Consider the following 23,328-nt stretch of genomic DNA (forward strand, 5'->3'; position numbering starts at 1 on the left):
TTGCAATGTGCCAGGGCCCGCCACGCATCCGCTCTCGCCAACGCGCCAAGAGCAGCCTTTACACCTTGGCCAAATCCGGCAAATCGCCACTCAAGCCCAGTGCCTGTCGCACGAACACAGCCTTGGCCTCTGGCAGCTGCTCAACCAGCTTCAAGCCACTGTTGCGCAGCCAACGCAGCGGCAACTTGTCGGCCTGGAACAACCGCTCGAACCCTTCCATGGCTGCCATCAGCGCCAGGTTGTGCGGCATGCGACGACGCTCATAGCGGCTCAGCACCTTGACATCGGCCAGCCTTTCTCCGCGCTTGCAGGCATCCACCAGGACTTCGGCCAGTACCGCCGCGTCAAGGAACCCCAGGTTCACCCCCTGCCCTGCCAGCGGATGAATGGTGTGGGCCGCATCACCGATCAGCGCAAGGCCGGGTTCCACGTAGCGTTTTGCATGTCGCTGGCGCAGCGGTACGCACAGCCGCGGGTCAGCCTGCAGCACCGTCCCGAGGCGGCCTTCGAATGCACGCTCCAGCGCCTTGAGGAAGGCTGGCTCATCCAGCGCCATCAGCCGCTCGGCCTCGGCCGGCGTGGTTGACCACACGATCGAGCACCAGTCCTGTTTGCCGTCGCGGGTCAATGGCAGGAAGGCGAGCGGACCATCGTCGGTGAAACGTTGCCAGGCGGTGGCCTGGTGATCCTGAGCGCAACGCACGCTGGTGACGATGGCATGGTGCAAGTAGTCCCACTCGCGCGTTTCACAACCTGCAAGGCGGCGAACCGCGGAATGAGCACCGTCGGCTGCGACGACCAGCGGCGCACGCAGCTGCCGGCCGTCGTGCAGCGTCATCAGCCAGTCGTCGCCGGAATGGCGCAGCTGTTCCATGCGCGCATTGGGCAACAGGCCGATGTCGCTGTCGTGCAGGCGCTCGAGCAAGGCATCCTGGACCACTTTGTTCTCGACGATATGGCCCAGCACCTGCGCATGCACGCTGGCGGCGGAAAAGTGGATCTGCCCGGTGCCGCTGCCATCCCATACCTGCATATCCGAATAGGGCGTCGCGCGCCGCCGTGCGATGCCTTCCCAAGCCCCCAGGCGGTCGAGAATACGCTGGCTGGCGGCCGACAACGCGCTGACCCGCGGCTCGAACGGCCCCTGGGCGTCGAACGGCCTGACGGCCAGGGGACCGCCATCGAGCAGCAGCACCTGCAAACCGCTATGGCGCAAGGCGAGCGCCAGCGCGCTGCCGACCATACCGGCACCTACGATCAGAACATCTGCGCGTGTTTCCATGCCTTACGCCAGCCTCGCTTGCGGCTTGAGCCGCACGTATAGGGTTTTATCGACCCGCGCCACCAGTTCACCTGCGCCGTCGCGGATATCGACCTGCAAACGGGGCAGGCATTTCTTGCCGGTGGCGGTCTGCTGGCGGATGTCGTCCAGCAGCGCGTCATCGACATGGAACTCGGCATACACCGGGCCCTTGCCAGGGGTGATGAAATCGATGCTGGCGGCCTTGTCCCAGACGATGTAGTCGCGCCCCAGCCGTTCGATGAGCAAGAGCATGTAGAACGGATCGACCATGGCATAGAGGCTGCCACCGAACTGGGTGCCCACGTAATTGCGGTTCCAGCGGGTGAGTTTCATCGCCACCCGGATGCTGCGCATGTCAGGGCTGATGTGCTGCACACGGATACCGGCGCCCAAGTAGGGCGGATACAGGTTCAGCATCCAGCGCAGAACGCGCGCACGCCGGGCCAGTTTGCGCGGGTTGCTCATGCCTTGCCCCGTACATCGGAACGCGTACCCAGGCCCATGGCCTGGCGGGCGAACCAGCTTTTGGCCGGTGGAAGCAGGTCCAGGCCCAGCAAACCCAGGTTACGGCCCGCGGCGAGCAAAGGCTGGCCGCTGCCGAACAACCGTGTTACCTGATCGGAAAACCCGATGGTGAGCGTTTGATCCAGGCGCTGGCGCTTACCGTAAGCCCGCAAGGTCGCAAGGTCGCCTGGCCGCTGCGGCCCTGCAAGCAGCGCCTCGGCAAGGGACTGCACATCCCGCAGCGACAGGTTGAACCCCTGGCCTGCGATGGGGTGCAGGCTGTGTGCGGCGTTGCCCAGCACAACCAGGTGGGGGCGGATCTGCTCCTGCGCCTCGATCAGCGACAGCGGGTACAGGTGCCGCACGCCTACCTGGCGAAGGGTCCCCAGGCGGTAACCGAAGACGCCCTGCAATTCACGCAGGAAATTGCGCTCATCCATGTCGGCCAGGCGCTGCGCATCCATGCCCTGCCGTGTCCAGACCAGCGCGCAGCGGTTTTCCGGTAACGGCAGCAAGGCCATGGGACCGGCTTCGGTGAAGCGCTCGAAGGCCTGGCCGCGGTGAGGCTCGCCGGGGGTGATGTTGGCGATCAATGCACTCTGCTCATAAGGCGTGTGGCAGACGTGAATGCCCAGTTGCTCACGCAGCCCCGAGCGCCCACCATCGGCCAGCACCGCCAGGTCGCAGTCAATGTGCGTGTCGTCATTGAGGCGCAAGCGGTAACCGCCCTCTATAGCCTGCATCGACGTCACTTCGGCCGGGCAGCGCCAGCTGACCACATCCCTGTCCAGGCCCTGCCAGAGGCATTGCCCAAGCCAGGCATTCTCGACCACGTAGCCCAGGGCCGGAACACCTTCCTCCCTCGCGTCCAGGCGGGTGGCACCAAAGCGTCCTCGGTCCGAGACGTGAATCTGTGCGATCGGTTCAGCACGCCGCTCGATGGCAGGCCACAGGCCCAGTCGATCGTAGATCTGGCGGGTCCCGAACGACAGTGCCGAGGACCGCGCATCGTAGCTGGGCTGAAAGCTGTCGCCGGGGGCAAAGGGTTCGATGAGAAGGATTTTCCAACCACGCGCCTTGGCGCCTGCCTGCAGGGTCAGCGCCAGGCTGGCCCCAACCAGCCCGCCGCCGATGATGGCAAGATTCACCTGGGTCATAGGCTGGCCTGACGCGCGTCGTGCATCAACGCCTCGATCTCGGCGACGGTGCGGGGAACGCCCGATGTCAGGATTTCACAGCCTTGCCTGGTGACCACCACATCATCCTCGATCCGAATGCCGATGCCGCGCCATTTCTTGGCCACGCTTTCATTGTCGGCTGCTATGTAAATGCCGGGCTCGACCGTCAAGGCCATGCCTGGCTCGAGCACCCGCCACTCACCGCCCACCTTGTAATCGCCCACGTCATGCACATCCATGCCCAGCCAGTGGCCGGCACGGTGCATGTAGAACGCCCGGTACGCCTCGCTCTCGATCAACGACTGCACGTCACCCTTGAGCAGGCCCAGCTCAACCAGCCCTTCGGTGATCACCCGCACGGTGGCTTCATGGGCATGGTTCCAGTGCTTGCCCGGGGCGATTTCGGCAAACGCCGCTGCCTGGGCGCTCAGAACAAGCTCATAGATAGCCTTCTGCTCGGATGAAAACCGCCCGCTGACGGGAAACGTACGGGTGATGTCACTGGCATAGCAATCGATTTCGCAGCCCGCGTCGATCAGGACCAGGTCGCCCTCCTTGAGCGGCGCGTCGTTCTGCTGGTAGTGCAGGATGCAACCATTGCGCCCTGCGGCGACGATCGACCCATACGCCGGCATCTTTGCCCCGCCCTGGCGGAAGGCGTAATCGAGTTCGGCTTCAAGGCTGTACTCATGAAGGCCCGGGCGGCAAGCCTGCATCGCCCGCACATGGGCCTTGGCAGAAATCTCGGCGGCCGTGCGCATCACTTTCACTTCCGCCGCCGATTTATACAGGCGCATGTCGTGCAGCAGGTGATCCAGGGCAACGAATTCGTTCGGGGGCTGTGCACCGAGGCGGGCCTTGGAGCGAATCACGTTGATCCAGTCCATCAACCTGCGATCGAATTCGGGATTGCTGCCCATGGCGCTGTAGACGCGTTCGCGGCCTTCGATCAGCCCCGGCAGGATCTCGTCGATGTCGGCGATGGGAAACGCATCGTCAGCGCCAAAATCGCGCACCGCACCCTCCTGGCCGGCCCGCAAGCCGTCCCACAGCTCGCGCTCAGGGTTGCGCTCGCGGCAGAACATCACGTATTCGCCATGCTCGCGGCCAGGTATCAACGCAATCACCGCCTCGGGCTCGGGAAAACCACTGAGGTATTGAAAGTCGCTGTCCTGGCGGTACACGTGCTCGACATCACGGTTGCGGATGGCAACGGCGGCGGCAGGCAAGATGGCAATGCTGTTGGGGACCATCTGCGCCATCAGCGCCTTGCGCCGGCGGGCATATTCGGCCTTGGGAATGCGGCTCATGGGCAGACTACCCCGTGGTTCAGTGCAGAGAAGGCTTGGGCGCAGGCGCTGCAGGCTTGGCCAGTTCGGAAAACAGCAGCAACGGCGCGACGCGCAGGTACTCCATCACTTCCATGTAGTCGCTTTCGCCGTCTTCGGATTCTTCCAGCGCTTCCTGGACCTGGGAGATGGCCACCAGGTCCTGGAGCACTTCCTTGGCCTCGATGGACAGGTCCTTGCCACCGGCGTTCAGGCCGAAGCCTGTGATGAAGCCCTGGCACCACTGCCCCAGGGCGGTGGCGCGATCGGTCAGCGCAGCGTCGTCGGACGGCAGCAGCAGCACGATGGCCATATCGTCGCTGGTAAGCTCGCCCTTGACCATTTCCTGCAGGCCAATCAGGGCATTACGCACAGCGTCTTGCGGTTCGGTTTCCAGCAACTGGGCCGCATCGGCCAGCCAGCCGTCGGCATCGAAGCCGGCGCCCGCACAGCTGCGGCCGATGAGCAGGCCGTGCAGTTCGGCGGGTGTGACGGGGTGGCCATTGCTGGAAAGCAGCATGGCGAAGGCAACGTAGGGCGATTGAGTATTGGGCATGGGCTGCTAGGCGCCGGAGGGCGCAATGACTAGAATGAAGGCCTTGTATCCTAGCACCGGCAGGCGCGCCAAGACCATCGGCACTGGCAGCCACGGCCCAGGGAGAGGCATCATCGCAAGATGAGTCAATGACGGAGCGAATCGAGTGCAACCCACGCAAGAGAACGACCTGCAGGCCCTGATGAGCCGATTCGAGCTGCTGATCGAGCGTGTCGAGCAACTTAAACGGCAAAATGCACTCCTAGTAGCTCAGGAAAAGTCCTGGCGCGAAGAGCGCGCCCACCTCATCGAAAAGAACGAGATCGCCAGACGCAAGGTCGAGTCGATGATCTTGCGTCTCAAGGCCCTGGAGCAAGACTCATGAGTTCAAGCAATAGCGTCACCGTGCAGATCCTCGACAAGGAATACTCGATCATCTGCCCGCCCGAAGAGCGCAACAACCTGGTCAGTGCAGCTCACTACCTGGACAGCAAGATGCGCGAGATTCGCAGCAGCGGCAAGGTGATCGGTGCCGACCGCATCGCGGTCATGGCGGCGTTGAACATTACCCACGAGATGCTCCATCGCCAGGAAGACCGCAGCGCTGCTCCGGCCGGCGGGGCCACGCGCGAGCAGGTGCGCGATTTGCTGGACCGGGTCGACCAGGCGCTGTCCGACGAGACGGGTACCAAAAAAAACTGAGGTTGTTATACTGGCGCCACTCCCTGGTGGATGCGCCAGTCGGTTATGTCCCTGAGCCGATACGCACAACCACGGGGGTTGCACGCTGGGGCAGGTGTGCATGTCCGCTCGACGGAAAGCCTTAATGTCCCCTGCAATCTCCACCTTGAACTTTCGGGTTCAAGGGCTACACCGATAGCGGTCTTATCGGGGAGCCCGAATTCCTTTGCCCGCCTCCCGGCGGGCAAATCGTTTTGGCCAACAGCAATGGCCAGCACCCTCGGATCGCCCGTGCCATGACCGACACCGCGACGCTCACCCGCCCTCAACTTCGCAGGCACTTGCGCAATGCGCGCAGGGCGCTCACGCCAGCGCAACAGCGTCAGGCCGCTGCGGGCCTGTACCGTCTGCTGGCACAGCACCCGCTCTTTCGCAAGGCCAGGCATATCGCCTTGTACCTGCCCAACGATGGCGAGATCGACCCTGCATTGCTGCTGCGCGAGGCGCAGCGACGCGGCAAGCGCACCTACTTGCCGGTGCTGCATCCATGGCCACGCACCCGCATGGTGTTTCAGCGATTCGAGAAGGGCGAGAAACTCACGCCCAACCGGTTCCGAATCCCTGAGCCGACCACCGACCGCAGGCGTCAACGCCCCGTATGGGCACTGGACCTGATTCTGCTGCCCCTGGTGGGCTTCGACGACGCGGGAGGGCGACTGGGCATGGGAGGTGGCTTCTATGATCGCAGCCTGGCTTACCTGGCTCGCCGGCAGACCTGGAAAAAACCACGGCTGCTAGGCCTGGCGCATGAGTGCCAGAAGGTCGAACGGCTAGCACAGGCCAGCTGGGACGTGCCTTTGCAGGGAACGGTCTCGGATCGTCACTGGTACGTGGCACCACGCTGAGCGGTATCGGGAGGGTCAGCGTTGCGCCTGACCGGCTTCGTACGGCATCTGGTAGGCGTTATCCAGCTTGCGCTCCCAGATCCCCTGCGCATAACCGGTGGTAACCACACCCAAGCCAAAGATGAACACCAGGACCCACAGTAGGTCCGGCTTTTTACGTTGATTCATCGACGATTGCCCCCCAGGCAAACTGTTCAGTGCTCGGCGACTTCTGGGTCGTACCTGAGCATCGCACCTCAAACGGGGCGCATTCTCCGACAACCTGAGCCACCACGCAAACGTTGACGTCAACCAGTCGTCGGTTTGATTGAACGAGTTATTTCAAAGCATTTCTGGAGCAAACAACATGGCCTATTGGCTGATGAAGTCGGAGCCCGACGAACTGTCCATCGAAGGTTTGGCTCACCTTGGCGAAGCCCGCTGGGACGGTGTGCGTAACTATCAGGCGCGCAATTTCCTGCGTGCGATGAGCGCGGGAGACATGTTCTTCTTCTACCATTCCAGCTGCCCTCAACCTGGCATCGCCGGCATTGCCAAGGTCATCCGCGCAGCCTATCCGGACCCCACTGCGCTGGACACGCAGAGCCCTTACCACGATGCCAAGGCCACGCCCGACAAGAACCCGTGGAGCGCGGTAGACGTGGCTCACGTGCGGACACTGCCACGCGTGCTTGAGCTGGGCTGGTTGAAACAACAGCCAGCCCTCGCCGAACTGGCGCTGGTGCAAAAGGGCAGTCGACTGTCGGTCATGCCGGTAACGGCCGAGCAATGGACTGCCATCCTGCCGATGGATTGAGGCACCTGCCCCGCTCCGACATTCCCATGAAACCCAGCCTTCAGTGGCTGACCGAAGACCGGGTTAGCCGCTCACTGGACGATCAGGTTGTTGAACAGCAGGTCCTCGACGATCGGCTTGCCCTCCTCGGTCTCCATCACCTGCTGAACCTGCTTGAGCGCCTCCTGGCGCAAATGCTCCTTGGCCTCCACATTACTCATGCTGTCCACGGTCTGCTGGGTAAACAGTGCGACGAGCTGGTTGCGGATCAGCGGTTCATGGTGCTGTACCGCCTTGGCGGCCTCATCCCCGGTCACTCGCAACGCAACATCGGCCTTGAACACCCGCAACCGCGGACCACCATCGAGCGCATAGTTACCTACGAACGGCGGTGTCAGCGTGATATAGGCCACCTTGGGCGCGCCCTCCTTGGCCTCCTCGGCCACGGCTGCGGCGGGTAACACCAGTGCCAACACCATCAATATCCACGCTTTCACGAAATCGCTCCTCTATTCAGGTGGCGCCAGCTTAACCAGCACATCATTCAAACCCAAGCCTGGGCTTATGCCGGCTCATCAGGACAAGCCATGCTCGTTGACCCGACTGGCGGCCCTCCTACACTTATCGGCCATTACCCGCAAAGGAATAGGCCACGATGAAAGCGCTGCTCTGCAAGCACCTGGGCCCGGCCCGCGACCTGGTCCTGGAAGACGTGCCCAGCCCAACGCCCAAGCCCAACGAAGTGGTGCTGGACGTGCAGGCGGCAGGGGTCAACTTTCCCGATACCCTGATCATAGAAGGCAAATACCAGTTTCAGCCGCCCCTGCCCTTTTCTCCGGGTGGAGAGGCCGCGGGCACGGTCGCAGCCGTTGGCGCCAAGGTGGGCGCCTTCAAGGTGGGTGACCGCGTCATGGCGCTGACCGGCTGGGGTGCTTTCGCCGAGCAAGTGGCAGTGCCCGCCTACAACGTAATGCCCGTGCCAGCCGGCATGGACTTCATTACCGCCGCCGCATTCGGTATGACCTACGGCACCTCGATGCACGCCTTGCGCCAGCGCGGTCGATTGCAAGCCGGCGAAACCTTGCTGGTATTGGGTGCGTCCGGCGGGGTGGGCCTGGCAGCGGTTGAGATCGGCAAGGCCATGGGGGCGCGGGTTATCGCGGCTGCCAGCAGCGCGCAAAAGCTCGCGGTGGCCCGTGCCGCCGGTGCTGATGATCTGATCGACTACAGCCAGGAAAATCTGCGCGAGGCCATCAAGCGCCTGACCGATGGCAAGGGTGTGGATGTGATTTACGATCCGGTCGGCGGCGAGCTGTTCGAGCACGCCGTGAGGGGCCTGGCGTGGAACGGTAGGCTGTTGGTGGTAGGTTTTGCCAGCGGCAGCATTCCCCAATTGGCAGCCAACCTGGTGCTGCTCAAGGGGGCGGCGGTGCTGGGCGTGTTCTGGGGCGCGTTTGCACAGCGCCAACCGGAGGATAACGCAGCCAACTTCAAGCAGCTGTTTGCCTGGCACGCGCAGGGCAAATTGAAGCCGCTCGTCTCACAAACCTACACCCTGGCCGACGCGGGTACGGCCATCGAAACACTGGGCCAGCGCCAGGCGGTCGGCAAGCTGGTGGTGGTGCCGCCCGGCACCTGATCACCGTTCGCGCAGGTCATGACAGCGCCTGAAGCGCGCCTCCAGGTTGCGATCAGGCATGTGATGGCTGCGCAGGGCGTGAAGGGTCTGCTCGACATAATCACGCGTGGTGCCATACCGCCCTTTAGCGCTGGCCAGTATGTGGCTGAGCACGTTATCCGGCAGATTGCCCGCATAGCAAGGCAGATGCCGCTCCAGCACGAAGCCCAGGGCCTGTACCTTGCTGCCATCGTCGAGCCGGCAGTTGAGCCAGTGCGGGCGGTAGGCCGGGTAAGGCATTTCGCGCTGCCACAGGGCACGAAGCGACGCATCGAGGGTGGCATCGTCCAGCCTGTAGGCAAAGCCGCTGCACGAGCCGCCTCGATCCAGACCGAACACCAAACCTGGGGTTTCAGGCGTGCCACGGTGCTCGTGCGACCACAGGTACAAGCCCCGGTGGTAACCGTGCACCCGCGCACGTCGACGCTCGACCGCGCTGCACTCGGGCCGCCAGATCAAGGAGCCATAGGCGAACAGCCACACTGGCCCGCCCTGGTGACGGGACATGGCGGCTTGCATGGAGTGATGCAGTTGCTCGTGGGTCAGTTGCTGACCAAAATCGAGCGAAGGGGGGTATGGGACTTGCCAGGATGAACGTTCGAGCGCCGACATAAGCTGCCGCTATGATTCCCTGTGAACAAAGCATGTAACGTGGCCGAGCCTGATGCGTTAGCCACTGGGTCGTTGACCAGAGCCCTCAGGCAAGTCATTTACGGCAGTCGCGCCAGGCGGTGTATAAGCTAAGTCAGGGCAAGGGGCTGAACAAGTGCATGCAGAGCTTTTCACGCCAGGCGCCGACGACCGGCCGTGCAGCGCGTCAAGTGCGTACGGGGTGGCGCGGGCAGCCTGACGGGCGCCGCGCACCGCGAGGGGATGCTTCAGCCGCGAGGCGCGTAAGCGAACACGTCCGCACGCATGCGGTGCGCATCCATGCCGGCGTCCACCAGCGCATCGAGCGTGGCGTAGATCATGTTCGGCGAGCCACTGGCGTACACGTGTACGCCGTTAAGGTCGGCAATGTCCTCGCAAACCGCTTCGTGCAGCATCCCACAACGGCCCTCCCAGCCACACAGGTCGCTGACCACCTGGTGCAGGGACAGGTTGGGCAGACTCAGCCACTGATCCCAATGCTCGATCTGATAGAAGTCTTCCGGGCGTCGTACGCCCCAGTACAAGTGAACAGGGTGTTTGAAGCCCTGAGCGCGGCAGTGTTCCACAAGGCTGTGCATCTGCCCCATGCCGGTACCGGCGGCGATCAGCACCAAGGGGCCGTCGGGCAGTTCGGCCAGATGGGTATCGCCGAAGGGCATTTCGATACGAGCCAAGCGCTCGCGCTGCAATTGCTCGATCAACTGCACGGCGCTGGGCTCGCGCGCCAGCACGTGCAATTCAAGCTCGCGCCCTGCATGGGGAGCGGAGGCCAGCGAAAAGGCGGCCGGCTTGCCCGCTTCACGTTCGATCATCAAATACTGCCCGGCATGGTAGCGCGGCGGCTTGCCCGCAGGCGCCAACAGGCGCACGCGCCAAACGTCGCCACCCACTTCACGGCATTCACTGACCGTGCAGGTCAGCTTGCGCACCGGCAGCTCGCCCAAGGCCAGCACGCCGTCCCATAGCAGGATGCAATCTTCGAGCGGCTCGGCGATGCAGGTGAACAATTCGCCATGGTCCCGGACTTCTCCGTTCTGGCGCACACTGCCTTCGACCAGCAACGCAGCGCAGACATGACAGTTGCCATTACGGCAGCTGTTGGGGCAGTCATAACCCAGCCGACGCGCACCTTCCAGGATCCGTTCCCCGGGCTCTAGCGTCAGCACTGCTCCGGACGGCTGCAACGTTACCTGCATCAATCTATTCCCAACTGATCCCACAGCTCATCGATACGCCGGGTGACGGCTTCGTCCTTGACGATGACCCGCCCCCACTCGCGTGTAGTCTCGCCCGGCCACTTGTGCGTGGCATCCAGGCCCATTTTCGATCCCAGCCCCGACACTGGAGAGGCAAAGTCCAGGTAGTCGATCGGCGTGTTGTCGATCATCACCGTATCACGCTTGGGGTCCATGCGTGTGGTGATGGCCCAGATCACGTCGTTCCAGTCGCGGGCGTTGATGTCGTCGTCGGTCACGATAACGAACTTGGTGTACATGAACTGTCGCAGGAACGACCACACACCCAGCATCACGCGCTTGGCATGCCCCGGGTACTGCTTCTTCATGGTCACCACCGCCATGCGGTAGGAGCACCCCTCCGGTGGCAGGTAGAAATCGACGATTTCCGGGAACTGTTTCTGCAGGATCGGAACGAACACTTCGTTCAGCGCCACGCCAAGGATCGCCGGTTCATCCGGCGGCCGACCGGTGTAGGTGCTGTGATAGATAGGCTTTTGCCGGTGGGTGATGCGCTCGACGGTGAACACCGGGAAACTGTCCACTTCGTTGTAGTAACCGGTGTGGTCCCCATAGGGGCCTTCAGGCGCCATCTCGCCCGGGAGGATTACCCCTTCGAGAATGATCTCGGCCGTGGCCGGCACCTGCAGATTGCTGCCGCGGCACTTGACCAGCTCAGTGCGATTACCCCGCAACAGGCCCGCGAAGGCGTATTCGGAAAGCGTATCGGGCACTGGGGTCACTGCACCCAGGATAGTGGCAGGGTCTGCCCCCAACGCCACGGCCACTGGGAACGGCTGGCCGGGATTTTTTTCACACCACTCACGGTAGTCCAGGGCGCCGCCACGGTGGCTGAGCCAACGCATGATCACTTTGTTGCGGCCAATCACTTGCTGCCGGTAGATGCCCAGGTTCTGGCGGTCCTTGTTCGGACCGCGCGTGACGGTCAGGCCCCAGGTGATCAGCGGTGCCACATCGCCCGGCCAGCAATGCTGAATCGGCAATGCGCCAAGGTCCACGTCCTCTCCTTCGAGCACCACTTCCTGGCAAACGGCGTCCTTGACCACCTTCGGCGCCATCGATACCACTTTCTTGAAGATCGGCAGCTTGGACCAGGCGTCCTTGAGCCCTTTGGGGGGCTCAGGCTCCTTGAGAAACGCCAGAAGCTTACCGATCTCGCGCAGCTCATCGACCGACTCGGCACCCATGCCCATGGCCACCCGCTCAGGCGTGCCGAACAGGTTGCCCAGCACGGGAATGTCGAAGCCGGTCGGCTTTTCGAACAACAGCGCAGGGCCTTTGGCACGCAGCGTGCGATCGCAGACCTCGGTCATTTCCAGCACTGGGGAGATCGGGACCTGGATGCGCTTGAGCTCGCCGCGCTGTTCCAGGCCACGAATGAAGTCGCGCAAGTCGCGATACTGCATGCATGAGCCTCGTGTTGGCCGTATCGGTCGGGGGTTCAGAGTGTAGCGCCGTTCAGAGCGCAATGGTCAAAACTGATCAGGGCCGCGTCGCGTCCCATCGCAGCCGGTCCGGTACCCCGGCAAAGCCGTTCTTACAGGATTACGCTATCCCTGTAGGAACGGCCTTGCAAAGGCATCGGACCAGCCGCGATGGGCTGCGAAGCGGCCCCATTCGATCTAGACCTGAAACGCTTACTTGCGCTTCATCGACAGGAAGAACTCGTCGTTGGTCTTGGTCTGCTTGAGCTTGTCGACCAGGAACTCGATGGCAGCGATTTCGTCCATCGGGTGCAACAGCTTGCGCAGGATCCACATGCGCTGCAGTTCGTCGTCGGCGGTCAGCAGCTCTTCGCGGCGAGTACCCGAACGGTTGATGTTGATGGCAGGGAACACACGCTTTTCAGCGATACGACGGTCCAGGGGCAGTTCCATGTTGCCGGTGCCCTTGAATTCCTCGTAGATCACCTCGTCCATCTTCGAACCGGTTTCGACCAGCGCGGTGGCGATGATGGTCAGCGAACCGCCCTCCTCGATGTTACGGGCGGCACCGAAGAAGCGCTTGGGCTTCTCCAGCGCGTGGGCGTCGACACCACCGGTCAGCACTTTGCCCGAGCTTGGAATGACCGTGTTGTAGGCACGTGCCAGACGGGTGATGGAGTCGAGCAGGATGACCACGTCCTTCTTGTGCTCGACCAGGCGCTTGGCCTTCTCGATGACCATTTCGGCCACTTGCACGTGACGGGTTGGCGGCTCGTCGAAGGTGGAGGCAACCACTTCGCCGCGTACGGTACGCTGCATCTCGGTCACTTCTTCCGGGCGCTCGTCGATCAGCAGAACGATCAGGTGGCACTCGGGATTGTTACGCGTGATGTTGGCTGCGATGTTCTGCAGCATGATGGTCTTGCCCGCCTTGGGCGGGGCGACGATCAGGCCACGCTGGCCCTTGCCGATCGGAGCGCACAGGTCGATGACCCGGCCGGTCAGGTCTTCGGTGGAACCGTTGCCGGCTTCCATCTTCAGGCGCTTGTTGGGGAACAGCGGCGTCAGGTTCTCGAACAAGATCTTGTTCTTGGCGTTTTCCGGCCGGTCGAAGTTGATGGTATCGACCTTCAACAGGGCGAAGTAACGCTCCCCTTCCTTCGGCGGGCGGATCTTGCCAACGATGGTATCGCCGGTACGCAGGTTGAAGCGGCGGATCTGGCTAGGCGAAACGTAGATATCGTCAGGGCCGGCCAGGTAGGACGCATCAGCAGAACGCAGGAAACCGAAACCATCCTGGAGAATCTCCAGCACGCCGTCACCCGAGATCTCTTCGCCGCTTTTCGCATGCTTTTTCAGCAGGGAGAAAATCACGTCCTGTTTGCGCGAACGGGCCATGTTCTCGATGCCCATTTGTTCGGCCATTTCCAAAAGATCGGTAATCGGCTTTTGCTTGAGTTCAGTCAGGTTCATAAGGGGAATGACGTAATCATGTAAGAAGGGAGAATTAAGCTTCTGGCTTAATGAAGCCGCGCCGCTAGATGGCGAAAGGATCGCGTACTGATTCGAATTGGGGATGCTTCGGCGACGGCATGTAGAGGGCACTGAAGAAGCAGTGCGAGGCCGAATGTAACACTTGCTTTTTTGTGCGTCTAGTGCTCTGAAAAAGAAAAGCCCCGCATTTGCGGGGCTTTTTTATCACAGGTGGGCGTCGAGGAACGCTGCCAGCTGCGATTTGGACAAGGCACCGACCTTGGTGGCTTCCACGTTGCCGTTCTTGAACAGCATCAGCGTCGGGATACCACGCACGCCGTGCTTGGCTGGGGTTTCCTGGTTTTCGTCGATGTTCAGCTTGGCGACGACCAGTTTGCCTTCATACGTGGAGGCGATGTCGTCCAGAACCGGAGCGATCATCTTGCATGGGCCGCACCATTCAGCCCAGTAGTCGACCAACACCGGGCCTTGAGCCTGAAGCACTTCAGCATCGAAGGTGGCGTCGGTGACGTGTTTGATTTTGTCGCTCATGGAAATCTCCAAGGTCGTAAGCACGGAAAACGTTGCCCATCATAGCCGCCCCCGCGGTCGACAGGAAGCCGCAGACGATTGAGTGTAACTATAGTTGTGCAAGAGCACTCGAATCAAAACTGTCACATCGTCTTCATAGAATCGAATGGCACATTGCCGTATATCAAGCGCATCGCGCAGGCCAGGTGCCACGCGTTGGCGACCAGCCTGCTATCGTGGCACGATTGCCAGGTTAACGACCGAGAACTTCCAGATCATGCCGCATACCACCGCGAAGAACCTGTCCCTGATAGCCGCCATCGACCTCGGCTCCAACAGCTTCCACATGGTCGTGGCCAAGGCCCACCACACCGAAATCCGCATTCTCGAGCGGCAGGGCGAGAAGGTACAGCTGGCCGCCGGCATCGACGAGGAGCGCAGGCTCAGTGAAGAAGCCATGGAGCGCGGCCTGGAGTGCCTCAAGCGCTTCGCTCAGCTGATCAACGGCATGCCCGCAGGCTCGGTGCGCATCGTCGGCACCAACGCCTTGCGTGAAGCGCGCAACCGCAACATCTTCATCCAGCGTGCCGAAGCCATTCTTGGCCACCCGGTAGAAGTCATCTCAGGCCGCGAAGAAGCCCGCCTGATCTACCTGGGCGTTTCCCATACGCTGGCCGACACCGCGGGCAAGCGCCTGGTGGCGGACATCGGCGGCGGCAGCACCGAATTCATCATTGGCCAGCGCTTCGAGCCGCTGTTGCGCGAGAGCCTGCAGATGGGCTGCGTCAGCTTCACCCAGCGCTATTTCCGTGACGGCAAGATCACCCCTGCGCGCTATGCCCAGGCCTATACGGCCGCCCGGCTTGAGTTGATGAGCATCGAGCATGCCCTGCACCGCCTGACCTGGGATGAAGCCATCGGTTCGTCGGGTACCATTCGCGCCATCGGCGCCGCCATTCGGGGTGCAGGCCTGGGCAATGGCGAGGTAAACGCCGAAGGGTTGGCCTGGGTCAAGCGCAAGCTGTTCAAGCTGGGCGAAGTCGACAGAATCGATTTCGAAGGGGTCAAGCCGGATCGGCGCACCATCTTCCCGGCGGGCATGGCCATCCTCGAAGCGATCTTCGATGCGCTGGAGCTGCAGCGCATGGACCACTGCGACGGTGCGCTGCGTGAAGGTGTGCTGTTCGATCTGCTTGGCCGGCATCATCATGAAGACGTACGCGAGCGTACCCTCAACTCGCTGATGGAGCGTTACCACGTCGATCAGGGCCAGGCCGCCCGGGTCGAGCGCAAGGCACTGCATGCCTTCGACCAAGTGGCCGTAGCCTGGGACCTGCAGGACGGCAATTGGCGCGACCTGCTGGGTTGGGCAGCCAAGGTCCATGAGATCGGCCTGGACATCGCCCACTATCATTACCACAAGCACGGCGCGTACCTGATCGAGCACTCCGACCTGGCAGGCTTTTCGCGCGAGGATCAGCAGATGATGGCCTTGCTGGTGCGCGGCCACCGCCGCAACATCCCCAAGGACCGTTATGCCGAGCTGGGGGATGATGGGGTCAAGCTGCTGCGCCTGTGCGTGCTGCTGCGCTTTGCCATCCTGTTTCATCACATCCGGGGCACGCAGCAGATGCCCAAAGTAGAGCTCAAGGCGGCCGATAACCGCCTGGAAGTGGTATTCCCGGAAGGTTGGCTCGAGCAGAACCAGCTGACCCAGGCCGACTTCGCCAACGAAGCGGAGTGGCTGGCCCGGGTCGGCTTCGTCCTCAGCGTACGTTGAGGACCGGGTTGCTCAGGCGCTCCAGCAAGGTCGCCTGGGCACTGCGGGGGTTCTGGTTACCCGTCGGGCTGCTGCGCACATAGCGCCCGTCGGGCTGAAGGGTCCAGGCGTGAGTGTTGTCGGTCAGGTACGCCTCCAGTTCCTTTTTCACCCGCAGCAAGAGTTTCTTGCCCTCGACCGGGAAGCAGGTCTCGACCCGCTTGTCGAGGTTGCGCTCCATCCAGTCCGCACTGGAGAGGTAGATCTGCTCTTCACCGCCATTGAGGAAGTAGAACACACGGGTGTGTTCCAGGAAGCGGCCGATGATCGAGCGCACCTGGATGTTGTGTGAAACCCCTGGAATACCTGGACGCAGGCAGCACATGCCACGCACGATCAGGTCGATCTTCACCCCCGATTGACTGGCCTTGTACAAGGCCTTGATGACCTTCGCATCGGTCAGCGAGTTGAATTTGGCGATGATGTGCGCCGGCTTGCCGTCCAGGGCGAACTGGGTTTCGCGGGCGATCATGTCCAGCATGCCCTTTTTCAGGGTGAACGGCGCATGCATCAGTTTCTTCATGCGCAGGGTCTTGCCCATGCCGATCAGCTGGCTGAACAACTTGCCGACGTCCTCGGTGAGCGCATCGTCGGAGGTGAGCAGGCTGTAGTCGGTGTACAAGCGGGCATTGCCAGCGTGGTAGTTGCCGGTCCCCAGGTGCGCATAGCGAACGATCTCGCCCTGCTCGCGGCGCAGGATCAACATCATCTTGGCGTGCGTCTTGAAACCGACCACGCCATAGATCACCACCGCGCCTGCCGCTTGCAGGCGGCTTGCCATCTGCAGGTTGGACTCCTCGTCGAAGCGTGCGCGCAGTTCGATCACGGCGGTGACTTCCTTGCCGTTGCGCGCTGCATCGACTAACGCATCGACAATTTCCGAGTTGGCGCCGGAGCGGTAGAGCGTCTGACGTACGGCCAGAACGTGCGGGTCCTTGGCCGCCTGGCGCAACAGGTCGATGACCGGCGTGAACGACTCGAAGGGGTGCATGAGCAGGATGTCCTGCTTGCTGATCACGCTAAAGATGTTGTCGGCGTTCTGCAGCAACTTCGGGATGGCCGGGGTGAACGGTACGTATTGAAGTTCGGGGTGGCTGTCCAGCCCAGTGATGCTGAACAACCGCGTCAGGTTGACCGGCCCATTGACCTGGTAGAGCTCGCTTTCGCTCAGGCTGAACTGCTTGAGCAGGTAGTCCGACAGGTGCTTGGGGCACGTATCGGCGACTTCCAGGCGCACGGCATCGCCGTAGCGGCGCGAGAACAGCTCGCCACGAAGCGCCCGGGCCAAGTCATCGACCTCTTCGGAATCCAGCGCCAGGTCGGCGTTACGGGTCAGGCGGAACTGGTAGCACCCCTTCACCTTCATACCCTGGAACAGGTCGTCGGCGTGGGCGTGGATCATCGACGAAAGGAAGACGTAATTGGCACCGGTGCCACCCACCTCCTCAGGCACGCGAATGACCCGTGGCAGCAGCCGCGGTGCCGGAATAATGGCCAGGCCTGAATCGCGGCCGAACGCATCGACGCCTTCAAGCTCGACGATGAAGTTCAGGCTCTTGTTCACCAGCAACGGGAATGGATGGGTAGGGTCCAGGCCGATCGGGGTGATGATGGGCGCAATCTCGTCGCGGAAGTAGCGACGCACCCATGTCTTGAGCTTGGGTGTCCAGTGACGGCGGCGAATGAATCGAATCTGGTGTTTTTCCAGCTCCGGAAGCAGCACATCGTTGAGAATCGCGTACTGGCGATCGACCTCGATATGCACCAGTTCGCTGATACGCGTGAGGGCCTGGTGCGGCTGCAAGCCGTCGGCACCGGCCTGCTCGCGGGCAAAGTTGATCTGCTTTTTCAGCCCGGCCACACGAATCTCGAAGAACTCGTCCAGGTTGCTCGAGAAGATCAGCAGGAACTTCAGGCGTTCGAGCAACGGGTAGCTTTCATCCAGCGCCTGCTCCAGTACGCGGATGTTGAACTGCAGCTGGGACAGTTCGCGATGAATGTACAGGCTGGTATCGTCCAGGCCAGGCACGACGATGGCCGGGGCGGGGGCCGGCGTGGGCGCCGCTGACTCCGCTGCAGGTTCCACAGCGACCTGGGACGCGGGTGGCAGATCAGGCGGGGTCTGCACCAACTCCTCTGGAAGCTCCTTGGCATCCTTGATCAAGACAGGGGGAAGCACTTCGTTATTCATCTGGCGGTCCTGAGGACGTTAACGCCCTATCATCAATTGAGCGGCAAGATAAGCGCCCATTATGACGCCTGTGTTACACGCCAGGGCAAGCCATGGCACACGGTTGCAGACATTGTGGTAGCGGGCACTGTTCACGTCGAGACACATTTGGACACTTTCCCGAACGCACGCGAAGGGGTAGGCTGCGCGTTCATTTCGCCAGCACCTCAGAAAATGCTCCAACAATTCCTGCAGGATTTCGGCTACTTTGCCCTTTTTCTAGGCACCTTCTTCGAAGGCGAGACCATTCTGGTCCTTGCAGGCTTTCTTGCGTTCCGCGATTACATGGACATCAAGCTGGTATGCCTGGTGGCATTCATGGGCAGCTATGCCGGTGATCAGCTGTGGTATTTCATGGGTCGTCGCCATGGGCGCAAGATCCTGGCGCGCAAGCCTCGCTGGCAGGCAATGGGCGACCGCGCCCTGGGCCACATCCGTCGCCATCCCGATATCTGGGTGCTCAGCTTCCGCTTCGTTTACGGGCTTCGCACGGTAATGCCGGTCGCGATTGGTCTCTCGGGCTATCCGCCGCGGCGCTACCTGCTGCTCAATGGCATCGGGGCCGCGATCTGGGCCATCGCCCTGGGTGCTGCGGCCTATCATTTCGGCGCAATCCTCGAAGGCCTGCTGGGCAATATCAAACGCTACGAATTGTGGGTACTGGGCGCCTTGCTGGTGCTTGGCGTAGGCCTGTGGCTGCACCGGCGCTTTCGCACGCTGCGGGCAGAGCGCCGGGCTGCGCGCGAGTCCCAGGACTGAACACCTGCACCTGTGCACACTCCAACAGACATGGACCATCCCGCACTGCGCCGCGCTGCCAGCCTGACGGGTATCAAGCGCTTCGACCTGGAGTAATGAGCATGACAAAAAAAGTGGCGGTGATTCTTTCCGGCTGTGGCGTTTATGACGGCGCAGAAATTCACGAAAGCGTGATCACCTTGCTGCGCCTGGACCAACGCGGCGCGCAGGTGCAGTGCTTTGCACCGAACATTGCACAGATGCATGTCATCGACCACCTGACAGGCCAAGAAATGCCCGAGTCGCGCAACGTGCTGGTGGAATCTGCCCGTATCGCGCGTGGCGATGTGAAAGACATTCGTGAGGCGCGCGTCGAGGACTTCGACGCCTTGATCGTACCGGGCGGCTTTGGCGCAGCCAAGAACCTCTCGGACTTTGCCGTGAAAGGCGCAGACTGCACTGTCAATCCGGATGTCCTGGGGTTGGCCGAGGCGTTCGCCGCCGCCTGCAAGCCAGTTGGCCTGATCTGTATCTCGCCTGCATTGGCTGCCAAGATCTATGGCCCTGGCGTGGTCTGCACCATCGGCAACGACGCCGACACCGCCGAGGCCGTCGTCAAGATGGGCGGTACCCACGAAGAATGCGACGTGCACGACATCGTCGAGGACCCGCAGCGCAAACTGGTGACCACCCCTGCCTACATGTCGGCAAAGACCATCAGCGAAGCCGCTGGCGGGATCTACAAGCTGGTTGATCGGGTGCTGGAACTGACCCACGAGTAAGCGCCGCTTGCCCGGCTGGAGCGCCTGACCAGGCGATTGGCGCTCCATTGGCTATCAAAGCGCCGACAGCCGAGCGATGATCCGGTCCAACGCATTGGCAAACGCCTGTTTGTCGCGATCCCCATAAGGCCCCTGCCCGCCACCTGACTGGCCTTGTTCACGCAGCTCGGTGAACAGGTTGCGCGTAGCCAGGCGCTCGCCCATGTTGCGCTCGTCGAACTCGCGCCCGCGCGGGTCCAGCGCCGCTACGCCCTTTTTCACAAGCCGGTCGGCCAGAGGCACGTCGCTGCAGACGACCAACTCGCCGGGTACGGCATGCTCGACCAGGTAATCGTCGGCCGCATCCATGCCGCTGGGTACCACGATCAGTCGTACGATGCCGAATGCTGGTTTTGCCACTGCCTGGCCCGCGACCATGACCACTTCGAACTTGCGCTTGAGGGCGAACTTGACGATCAGGTCCCTGGCAGCCTTGGGGCAAGCGTCGGCATCGATCCAAACACGCATGATTGACCTCACGTTGTCATTTAGCCAGTCATGATGCACTACCCCGACAGGTTGCAGGAACTCGCGCAAATAGCTCCAGAACTGAATGAGCCTGTGTGAGCCGTACCGTTCAGGCTACACTCGCCCCAGCTTCAGCGGACTGATGAGCGCAAAATGAATTGTCCCGACGAGATCCAACTGGACCTGGACAACGGGATCGACCGTAAGCTGCTGGCCAACTTGCGTGGGCGCTACCTACAGATCAACGCAGGCCGCCTGCAGCGAGCAATGGCCGGTTTGTCCCCCCGCCAGCAGCAGGTCCTGACGGTGCTGCCCGTGCTGTTCCATGTAAATCATCCGCTACTGCCCGGCTATGTTTCGTCGACGACGCCGGCAGGCATCTGCGACTTCGAGCCAAGCGCCGATCAGGTATTCGAAGCTCAGCGCCTGGCACGCGCCTTCAGCTACAAAGCCCGCGACAACACCTCACCACGCCCCATCGACGGGCTGTTTCTAATCGGCAGCCTGGGCACGCTTGCCCAGGCTGAGGACAGCGACATCGATGTATGGGTATGCCATACCAGCGACCTGGAGCGCGAAGCGCTGGAGGCACTACAGCGCAAATGCCAGTTGCTGGAAACCTGGGCCGCGATCCAGGGCGCCGATACGCACATCTTTCTGATTGACACCCAGGGGTTCGCTCAGGGCCAGCGCACAGGCCAACTCGGCACCGACGATTGCGGCACTACGCAGCATTATCTTCTGTTGGACGAGTTCTACCGCACGACCCTTTGGCTGGCAGGGCGGACGCCGCTGTGGTGGTTGGTGCCGCCCGACCAGGAGAGCGGCTATCCGGCCTACGCCCAAGCCCTGCTGGCAAAGCGTTTCGTACGCCCTGGGGAAGCCCTGGACCTGGGTCACCTGGCGCAGATCCCAGGCCACGAATTCGTCGGCGCCGGGCTTTGGCAGCTGTTCAAGGGCATCGATGCCCCTCACAAGTCCTTGCTCAAGTTGCTGCTGACCGAAGCCTATGCCAGCGAATACCCCGCCGTGCGTTGCCTGAGCCTGGACTACAAGCAAGCGGTCTTCGCCAATCAGCTCGACCTTGACCGTCTCGATCCTTACGTCATGGTCTACCGACGGATCGAGCGCTACCTGATGCAACGCCGTGAGCAGGCTCGGTTGGAACTGGTGCGGCGCAGTTTGTACCTGAAAGTGAACAGCAAGCTCAGCGAACAGGGCCGCGCCGAAGGCTGGCAACGCCGCCTGCTGCGCAGCCTGACCGACGAGTGGGGATGGGGAGGCGCGCAGTTGGCCCTGCTCGATGGTCGCCCTGGCTGGGGCGTGCACCAGGTTACCCTGGAGCGCCGAGAACGGGTGGCCGAGCTCAGCCGCAGCTACCGGTTCCTGGTGCAGTTCGCGCGCACACATGACGCGACCAGCCGCGCCGACTTGCGCGAGCTCAACCTGTTGGGACGGCGATTGCAGGCAGCATTCGAGCGCCGTGCGGACAAGGTGGAAATCCTCCAGAGCGACCGTGCCTGCGACCTGGCCGAGCAAACCGTGACGCTGGCCCAGTCACCCAGCCGCAGAGCGCCAGGTGGCCACCCCTGGGCACTCTACAGCGGCAACCTGCATGGCCATGAAATGGAACTCGCCAACCCGATCAAGCGCTGCTGGCACCTTGTGGAGCTGTTGGTCTGGGCCCATTGCAATGGCGTGATAGACAGGCATACACGACTGGCGCTTCATCCGGGTATCAGCGATCTGAAAGAGCCTGAATTGCAGGGCCTGCTCGCGAGCCTGCAGCAGCTCATCGTGTTGCCGCTGCCCGCCGTCAGCGAGGTGAGCCTGTTGCAGCCAAGCGTCGCCGACGATGTGCTGCTGCTGATCAACGTGGGCATTGACCCCCTGCCCCACCACCGTGAGCTGGATATCCTGCTGACCACCGAGCGTACCGACTCGCTCAGCTACGGTGGCCTGCGGGAAAACCTGGTATTGACAGTGGACCAGGTCACGGTCAACTCCTGGAACGAGGTGCTGGTACATCGCTACGACGGCGAGCATGCGCTGATGCGATGCCTGCGCGATTTCATCAACCTGCCGAAACAGGCAAGCGGCTGGCCCAATGTGCGGGCGCACTGCTTTGCCCAGCACCGGGCGCAGGCCATCAGTCAGCGTGTGGCCGAGCTCTTCCAGACTGCGCGGCAGTTGCACGCACAGGACGTTCCTGGCCGTTACCTGGTGCAGGTGGCGCACCAGGTTCATGTGCTGGAGTGGCTCCAGGGCAAGGTCGTCCTCACGAGCCTTGACGACCATGATGCGCTACTCACGTTCATGGGCCAGGAGCGCAGTACCTACAGCCCCGTGTGCCTGGATGCCAATGCCCTGCCGGACACCGATGTGGGCCTTGTGCTCGAGCAAGGCCGCCGCGACTGCGTCCAGGTCTTCTATCGACTGTTCGACAGCTGGGCCGAGCTCTACGTGCTGGATGAATGCAACGCTTTGTGGCACCAGCGCGTGCCGTTGCAGGACGAACCTCACCTTCTGCTGCCGCTGCACCGCTTTCTGGCTTCGGTCTTGCGCCGACGCGAGGCGCAGTTGCCTTATGGTGCAAGGCAAGCAGCACGCCTGGACATCGTGTACGCGCAGCTGCTTGGGTCTGGATCAGCCAGGGCACGGGGCCTGGAGCAGAGGGCGGCACCGGATGCGGGGAACGTGCAGCCCTACTACGACGTCCAGGCCATGATTCACGCCGACACCGACGGTGCCACGCACGTGACCTTGTTCTGCGAACAACAGGAGTTCTCCGAGCTCGACCATGGGCCGAGCCTGTATGGCGTGGTGGCACGAGAAATCATCGCCCAGCGGCGAAGTGCAGGCCTGTATCGGTGCTACATCACCGACTTGGATGTTTCCGGGTTACCCGATGGCCGCCAGGCCACGACGCAGGTTTACCTGAACTACAAGCGGACACTTGAGCAGGCCTTGAATGAGGGGCTACAGCAGGTGCTGGCTGGCCAGGCTTAGGCACTGGCCACGCCACAGGTG

23 protein-coding genes and 1 other RNA gene are annotated in these 23,328 nt (G+C 62.2%); 10 read left to right on the forward strand and 14 right to left on the reverse strand.

What is annotated here, in order from left to right; translation table 11 throughout:
- Nucleotides 1–58: 58 nt before the first annotated feature.
- From NMB38_RS21060 to NMB38_RS21080, 5 genes are read right to left on the reverse strand one after another with little or no spacing between them, the layout of a single operon-like run.
- Nucleotides 59–1,282 carry a 2-octaprenyl-3-methyl-6-methoxy-1,4-benzoquinol hydroxylase gene (locus tag NMB38_RS21060; protein ID WP_027913426.1) on the reverse strand — a complete coding sequence of 408 codons (1,224 nt, stop codon included), beginning with the start codon at nucleotides 1,280–1,282 and terminating at the stop codon, nucleotides 59–61.
- A 3-nt stretch (nucleotides 1,283–1,285) separates the two neighbouring features.
- Nucleotides 1,286–1,768 carry a DUF4442 domain-containing protein gene (locus NMB38_RS21065; RefSeq protein WP_027913425.1) on the reverse strand — a complete coding sequence of 161 codons (483 nt, stop codon included), beginning with the start codon at nucleotides 1,766–1,768 and terminating at the stop codon, nucleotides 1,286–1,288.
- Nucleotides 1,765–2,964: a 2-octaprenyl-6-methoxyphenyl hydroxylase gene (gene ubiH / locus NMB38_RS21070; protein ID WP_028686757.1), complete on the reverse strand. Its 1,200-nt coding sequence runs from the start codon at nucleotides 2,962–2,964 to the stop codon at nucleotides 1,765–1,767. The genes NMB38_RS21065 and ubiH overlap by 4 nt, the downstream gene beginning before the upstream one ends.
- Complete coding sequence (gene pepP / locus NMB38_RS21075; RefSeq protein ID WP_028686758.1) at nucleotides 2,961–4,295, reverse strand: Xaa-Pro aminopeptidase; 1,335 nt, start codon at nucleotides 4,293–4,295, stop codon at nucleotides 2,961–2,963. The genes ubiH and pepP overlap by 4 nt, the downstream gene beginning before the upstream one ends.
- Before the next feature lie 19 nt (nucleotides 4,296–4,314).
- Nucleotides 4,315–4,869: a YecA/YgfB family protein gene (locus NMB38_RS21080; RefSeq protein WP_027913422.1), complete on the reverse strand. Its 555-nt coding sequence runs from the start codon at nucleotides 4,867–4,869 to the stop codon at nucleotides 4,315–4,317.
- Nucleotides 4,870–5,050: 181 nt separating this feature from the next.
- Between NMB38_RS21080 and NMB38_RS21085 the strand changes: the two genes are divergently transcribed.
- The 4 genes from NMB38_RS21085 to NMB38_RS21100 all read left to right on the forward strand — a co-directional run bounded on the left by NMB38_RS21085 (nucleotide 5,051) and on the right by NMB38_RS21100 (nucleotide 6,434).
- Entirely contained in the window at nucleotides 5,051–5,233 is a 183-nt protein-coding gene (locus tag NMB38_RS21085; protein WP_033693939.1) for a TIGR02449 family protein, read from the forward strand.
- Nucleotides 5,230–5,550: a cell division protein ZapA gene (locus NMB38_RS21090; RefSeq protein WP_023532287.1), complete on the forward strand. Its 321-nt coding sequence runs from the start codon at nucleotides 5,230–5,232 to the stop codon at nucleotides 5,548–5,550. The genes NMB38_RS21085 and NMB38_RS21090 overlap by 4 nt, the downstream gene beginning before the upstream one ends.
- A 17-nt stretch (nucleotides 5,551–5,567) precedes the next feature.
- A non-coding RNA gene (gene ssrS / locus NMB38_RS21095) (6S RNA) lies at nucleotides 5,568–5,747 on the forward strand.
- Between the two features lie 78 nt (nucleotides 5,748–5,825).
- Nucleotides 5,826–6,434: a 5-formyltetrahydrofolate cyclo-ligase gene (locus tag NMB38_RS21100; protein WP_027913421.1), complete on the forward strand. Its 609-nt coding sequence runs from the start codon at nucleotides 5,826–5,828 to the stop codon at nucleotides 6,432–6,434.
- A 15-nt stretch (nucleotides 6,435–6,449) separates the two neighbouring features.
- Here NMB38_RS21100 and NMB38_RS21105 read toward each other — a convergent pair whose 3' ends face one another.
- Nucleotides 6,450–6,602: a hypothetical protein gene (locus NMB38_RS21105; RefSeq protein WP_023532702.1), complete on the reverse strand. Its 153-nt coding sequence runs from the start codon at nucleotides 6,600–6,602 to the stop codon at nucleotides 6,450–6,452.
- A 178-nt stretch (nucleotides 6,603–6,780) separates the two neighbouring features.
- Here NMB38_RS21105 and NMB38_RS21110 point away from each other — a divergent pair, with 178 nt between their 5' ends.
- Nucleotides 6,781–7,230, forward strand: a complete 450-nt coding sequence (locus NMB38_RS21110) for an EVE domain-containing protein (protein ID WP_049695304.1) — start codon at nucleotides 6,781–6,783, stop codon at nucleotides 7,228–7,230.
- A 71-nt stretch (nucleotides 7,231–7,301) separates the two neighbouring features.
- On the opposite strand, the gene NMB38_RS21115 is transcribed toward NMB38_RS21110, so the two are convergent.
- Nucleotides 7,302–7,706 (reverse strand): flagellar basal body-associated protein FliL, encoded by a 405-nt coding sequence (locus NMB38_RS21115; RefSeq protein WP_027913419.1) that lies wholly within the window; start codon nucleotides 7,704–7,706, stop codon nucleotides 7,302–7,304.
- A gap of 158 nt (nucleotides 7,707–7,864) precedes the next feature.
- Here NMB38_RS21115 and NMB38_RS21120 point away from each other — a divergent pair, with 158 nt between their 5' ends.
- Nucleotides 7,865–8,848, forward strand: a complete 984-nt coding sequence (locus tag NMB38_RS21120; protein WP_128610034.1) for an NADPH:quinone oxidoreductase family protein — start codon at nucleotides 7,865–7,867, stop codon at nucleotides 8,846–8,848.
- Here NMB38_RS21120 and NMB38_RS21125 read toward each other — a convergent pair whose 3' ends face one another.
- The 5 genes from NMB38_RS21125 to trxA all read right to left on the reverse strand — a co-directional run bounded on the left by NMB38_RS21125 (nucleotide 8,849) and on the right by trxA (nucleotide 14,243).
- The gene (locus tag NMB38_RS21125) at nucleotides 8,849–9,499 is read right to left on the reverse strand and encodes a gamma-glutamylcyclotransferase (protein ID WP_027913417.1); all 651 of its coding nucleotides are present in this window, start codon (nucleotides 9,497–9,499) and stop codon (nucleotides 8,849–8,851) included.
- Between the two features lie 266 nt (nucleotides 9,500–9,765).
- Nucleotides 9,766–10,734 carry a CDP-6-deoxy-delta-3,4-glucoseen reductase gene (locus NMB38_RS21130; RefSeq protein ID WP_027913416.1) on the reverse strand — a complete coding sequence of 323 codons (969 nt, stop codon included), beginning with the start codon at nucleotides 10,732–10,734 and terminating at the stop codon, nucleotides 9,766–9,768.
- Nucleotides 10,734–12,200 (reverse strand): 4-hydroxy-3-polyprenylbenzoate decarboxylase, encoded by a 1,467-nt coding sequence (gene ubiD, locus NMB38_RS21135; protein ID WP_490805760.1) that lies wholly within the window; start codon nucleotides 12,198–12,200, stop codon nucleotides 10,734–10,736. The genes NMB38_RS21130 and ubiD overlap by 1 nt, the downstream gene beginning before the upstream one ends.
- A gap of 231 nt (nucleotides 12,201–12,431) precedes the next feature.
- On the reverse strand, nucleotides 12,432–13,691 hold the full coding sequence (gene rho / locus NMB38_RS21140) for a transcription termination factor Rho (RefSeq protein ID WP_023532437.1): 1,260 nt from the start codon (nucleotides 13,689–13,691) through the stop codon (nucleotides 12,432–12,434).
- Between the two features lie 225 nt (nucleotides 13,692–13,916).
- The gene (trxA, locus tag NMB38_RS21145) at nucleotides 13,917–14,243 is read right to left on the reverse strand and encodes a thioredoxin TrxA (RefSeq protein WP_023532641.1); all 327 of its coding nucleotides are present in this window, start codon (nucleotides 14,241–14,243) and stop codon (nucleotides 13,917–13,919) included.
- 256 nt (nucleotides 14,244–14,499) lie between these two features.
- Between trxA and ppx the strand changes: the two genes are divergently transcribed.
- Entirely contained in the window at nucleotides 14,500–16,002 is a 1,503-nt protein-coding gene (ppx, locus tag NMB38_RS21150; RefSeq protein ID WP_027913414.1) for an exopolyphosphatase, read from the forward strand.
- On the opposite strand, the gene ppk1 is transcribed toward ppx, so the two are convergent.
- On the reverse strand, nucleotides 15,989–18,232 hold the full coding sequence (ppk1, locus tag NMB38_RS21155; RefSeq protein ID WP_027913413.1) for a polyphosphate kinase 1: 2,244 nt from the start codon (nucleotides 18,230–18,232) through the stop codon (nucleotides 15,989–15,991). The two genes, ppx and ppk1, sit on opposite strands and share 14 nt — an antisense overlap.
- Before the next feature lie 213 nt (nucleotides 18,233–18,445).
- Between ppk1 and NMB38_RS21160 the strand changes: the two genes are divergently transcribed.
- On the forward strand, nucleotides 18,446–19,030 hold the full coding sequence (locus NMB38_RS21160; RefSeq protein WP_023532679.1) for a DedA family protein: 585 nt from the start codon (nucleotides 18,446–18,448) through the stop codon (nucleotides 19,028–19,030).
- Nucleotides 19,031–19,131: 101 nt separating this feature from the next.
- Nucleotides 19,132–19,791 (forward strand): isoprenoid biosynthesis glyoxalase ElbB, encoded by a 660-nt coding sequence (elbB, locus tag NMB38_RS21165; RefSeq protein ID WP_027913412.1) that lies wholly within the window; start codon nucleotides 19,132–19,134, stop codon nucleotides 19,789–19,791.
- A gap of 54 nt (nucleotides 19,792–19,845) precedes the next feature.
- On the opposite strand, the gene NMB38_RS21170 is transcribed toward elbB, so the two are convergent.
- On the reverse strand, nucleotides 19,846–20,298 hold the full coding sequence (locus NMB38_RS21170) for a YaiI/YqxD family protein (RefSeq protein WP_027913411.1): 453 nt from the start codon (nucleotides 20,296–20,298) through the stop codon (nucleotides 19,846–19,848).
- Nucleotides 20,299–20,451: 153 nt separating this feature from the next.
- Between NMB38_RS21170 and NMB38_RS21175 the strand changes: the two genes are divergently transcribed.
- A complete protein-coding gene (locus tag NMB38_RS21175; RefSeq protein WP_345956454.1) occupies nucleotides 20,452–23,307 on the forward strand; it encodes a class I adenylate cyclase in 2,856 nt (951 codons plus the stop codon).
- Nucleotides 23,308–23,328: the final 21 nt, after the last annotated feature.

Source organism: Pseudomonas sp. FBCC-B35 (assembly GCF_059133755.1).

Coding starts and splice junctions, on each gene's coding strand:
- NMB38_RS21110 (WP_049695304.1), top strand. CDS start 6,781: ATGGCCTATTGGCTGATGAAGTCGGAGCCCGACGAACTGTCCATCGAA.
- pepP (WP_028686758.1), bottom strand. CDS start 4,295: ATGAGCCGCATTCCCAAGGCCGAATATGCCCGCCGGCGCAAGGCGCTG.
- rho (WP_023532437.1), bottom strand. CDS start 13,691: ATGAACCTGACTGAACTCAAGCAAAAGCCGATTACCGATCTTTTGGAA.
- NMB38_RS21130 (WP_027913416.1), bottom strand. CDS start 10,734: ATGCAGGTAACGTTGCAGCCGTCCGGAGCAGTGCTGACGCTAGAGCCC.
- NMB38_RS21090 (WP_023532287.1), top strand. CDS start 5,230: ATGAGTTCAAGCAATAGCGTCACCGTGCAGATCCTCGACAAGGAATAC.
- NMB38_RS21065 (WP_027913425.1), bottom strand. CDS start 1,768: ATGAGCAACCCGCGCAAACTGGCCCGGCGTGCGCGCGTTCTGCGCTGG.
- elbB (WP_027913412.1), top strand. CDS start 19,132: ATGACAAAAAAAGTGGCGGTGATTCTTTCCGGCTGTGGCGTTTATGAC.
- NMB38_RS21170 (WP_027913411.1), bottom strand. CDS start 20,298: ATGCGTGTTTGGATCGATGCCGACGCTTGCCCCAAGGCTGCCAGGGAC.
- NMB38_RS21160 (WP_023532679.1), top strand. CDS start 18,446: ATGCTCCAACAATTCCTGCAGGATTTCGGCTACTTTGCCCTTTTTCTA.
- ubiH (WP_028686757.1), bottom strand. CDS start 2,964: ATGACCCAGGTGAATCTTGCCATCATCGGCGGCGGGCTGGTTGGGGCC.
- NMB38_RS21060 (WP_027913426.1), bottom strand. CDS start 1,282: ATGGAAACACGCGCAGATGTTCTGATCGTAGGTGCCGGTATGGTCGGC.
- NMB38_RS21125 (WP_027913417.1), bottom strand. CDS start 9,499: ATGTCGGCGCTCGAACGTTCATCCTGGCAAGTCCCATACCCCCCTTCG.
- NMB38_RS21175 (WP_345956454.1), top strand. CDS start 20,452: ATGAATTGTCCCGACGAGATCCAACTGGACCTGGACAACGGGATCGAC.
- ppx (WP_027913414.1), top strand. CDS start 14,500: ATGCCGCATACCACCGCGAAGAACCTGTCCCTGATAGCCGCCATCGAC.
- NMB38_RS21085 (WP_033693939.1), top strand. CDS start 5,051: ATGAGCCGATTCGAGCTGCTGATCGAGCGTGTCGAGCAACTTAAACGG.
- ubiD (WP_490805760.1), bottom strand. CDS start 12,200: ATGCAGTATCGCGACTTGCGCGACTTCATTCGTGGCCTGGAACAGCGC.
- NMB38_RS21080 (WP_027913422.1), bottom strand. CDS start 4,869: ATGCCCAATACTCAATCGCCCTACGTTGCCTTCGCCATGCTGCTTTCC.
- NMB38_RS21100 (WP_027913421.1), top strand. CDS start 5,826: ATGACCGACACCGCGACGCTCACCCGCCCTCAACTTCGCAGGCACTTG.
- NMB38_RS21120 (WP_128610034.1), top strand. CDS start 7,865: ATGAAAGCGCTGCTCTGCAAGCACCTGGGCCCGGCCCGCGACCTGGTC.
- ppk1 (WP_027913413.1), bottom strand. CDS start 18,232: ATGAATAACGAAGTGCTTCCCCCTGTCTTGATCAAGGATGCCAAGGAG.
- NMB38_RS21105 (WP_023532702.1), bottom strand. CDS start 6,602: ATGAATCAACGTAAAAAGCCGGACCTACTGTGGGTCCTGGTGTTCATC.
- trxA (WP_023532641.1), bottom strand. CDS start 14,243: ATGAGCGACAAAATCAAACACGTCACCGACGCCACCTTCGATGCTGAA.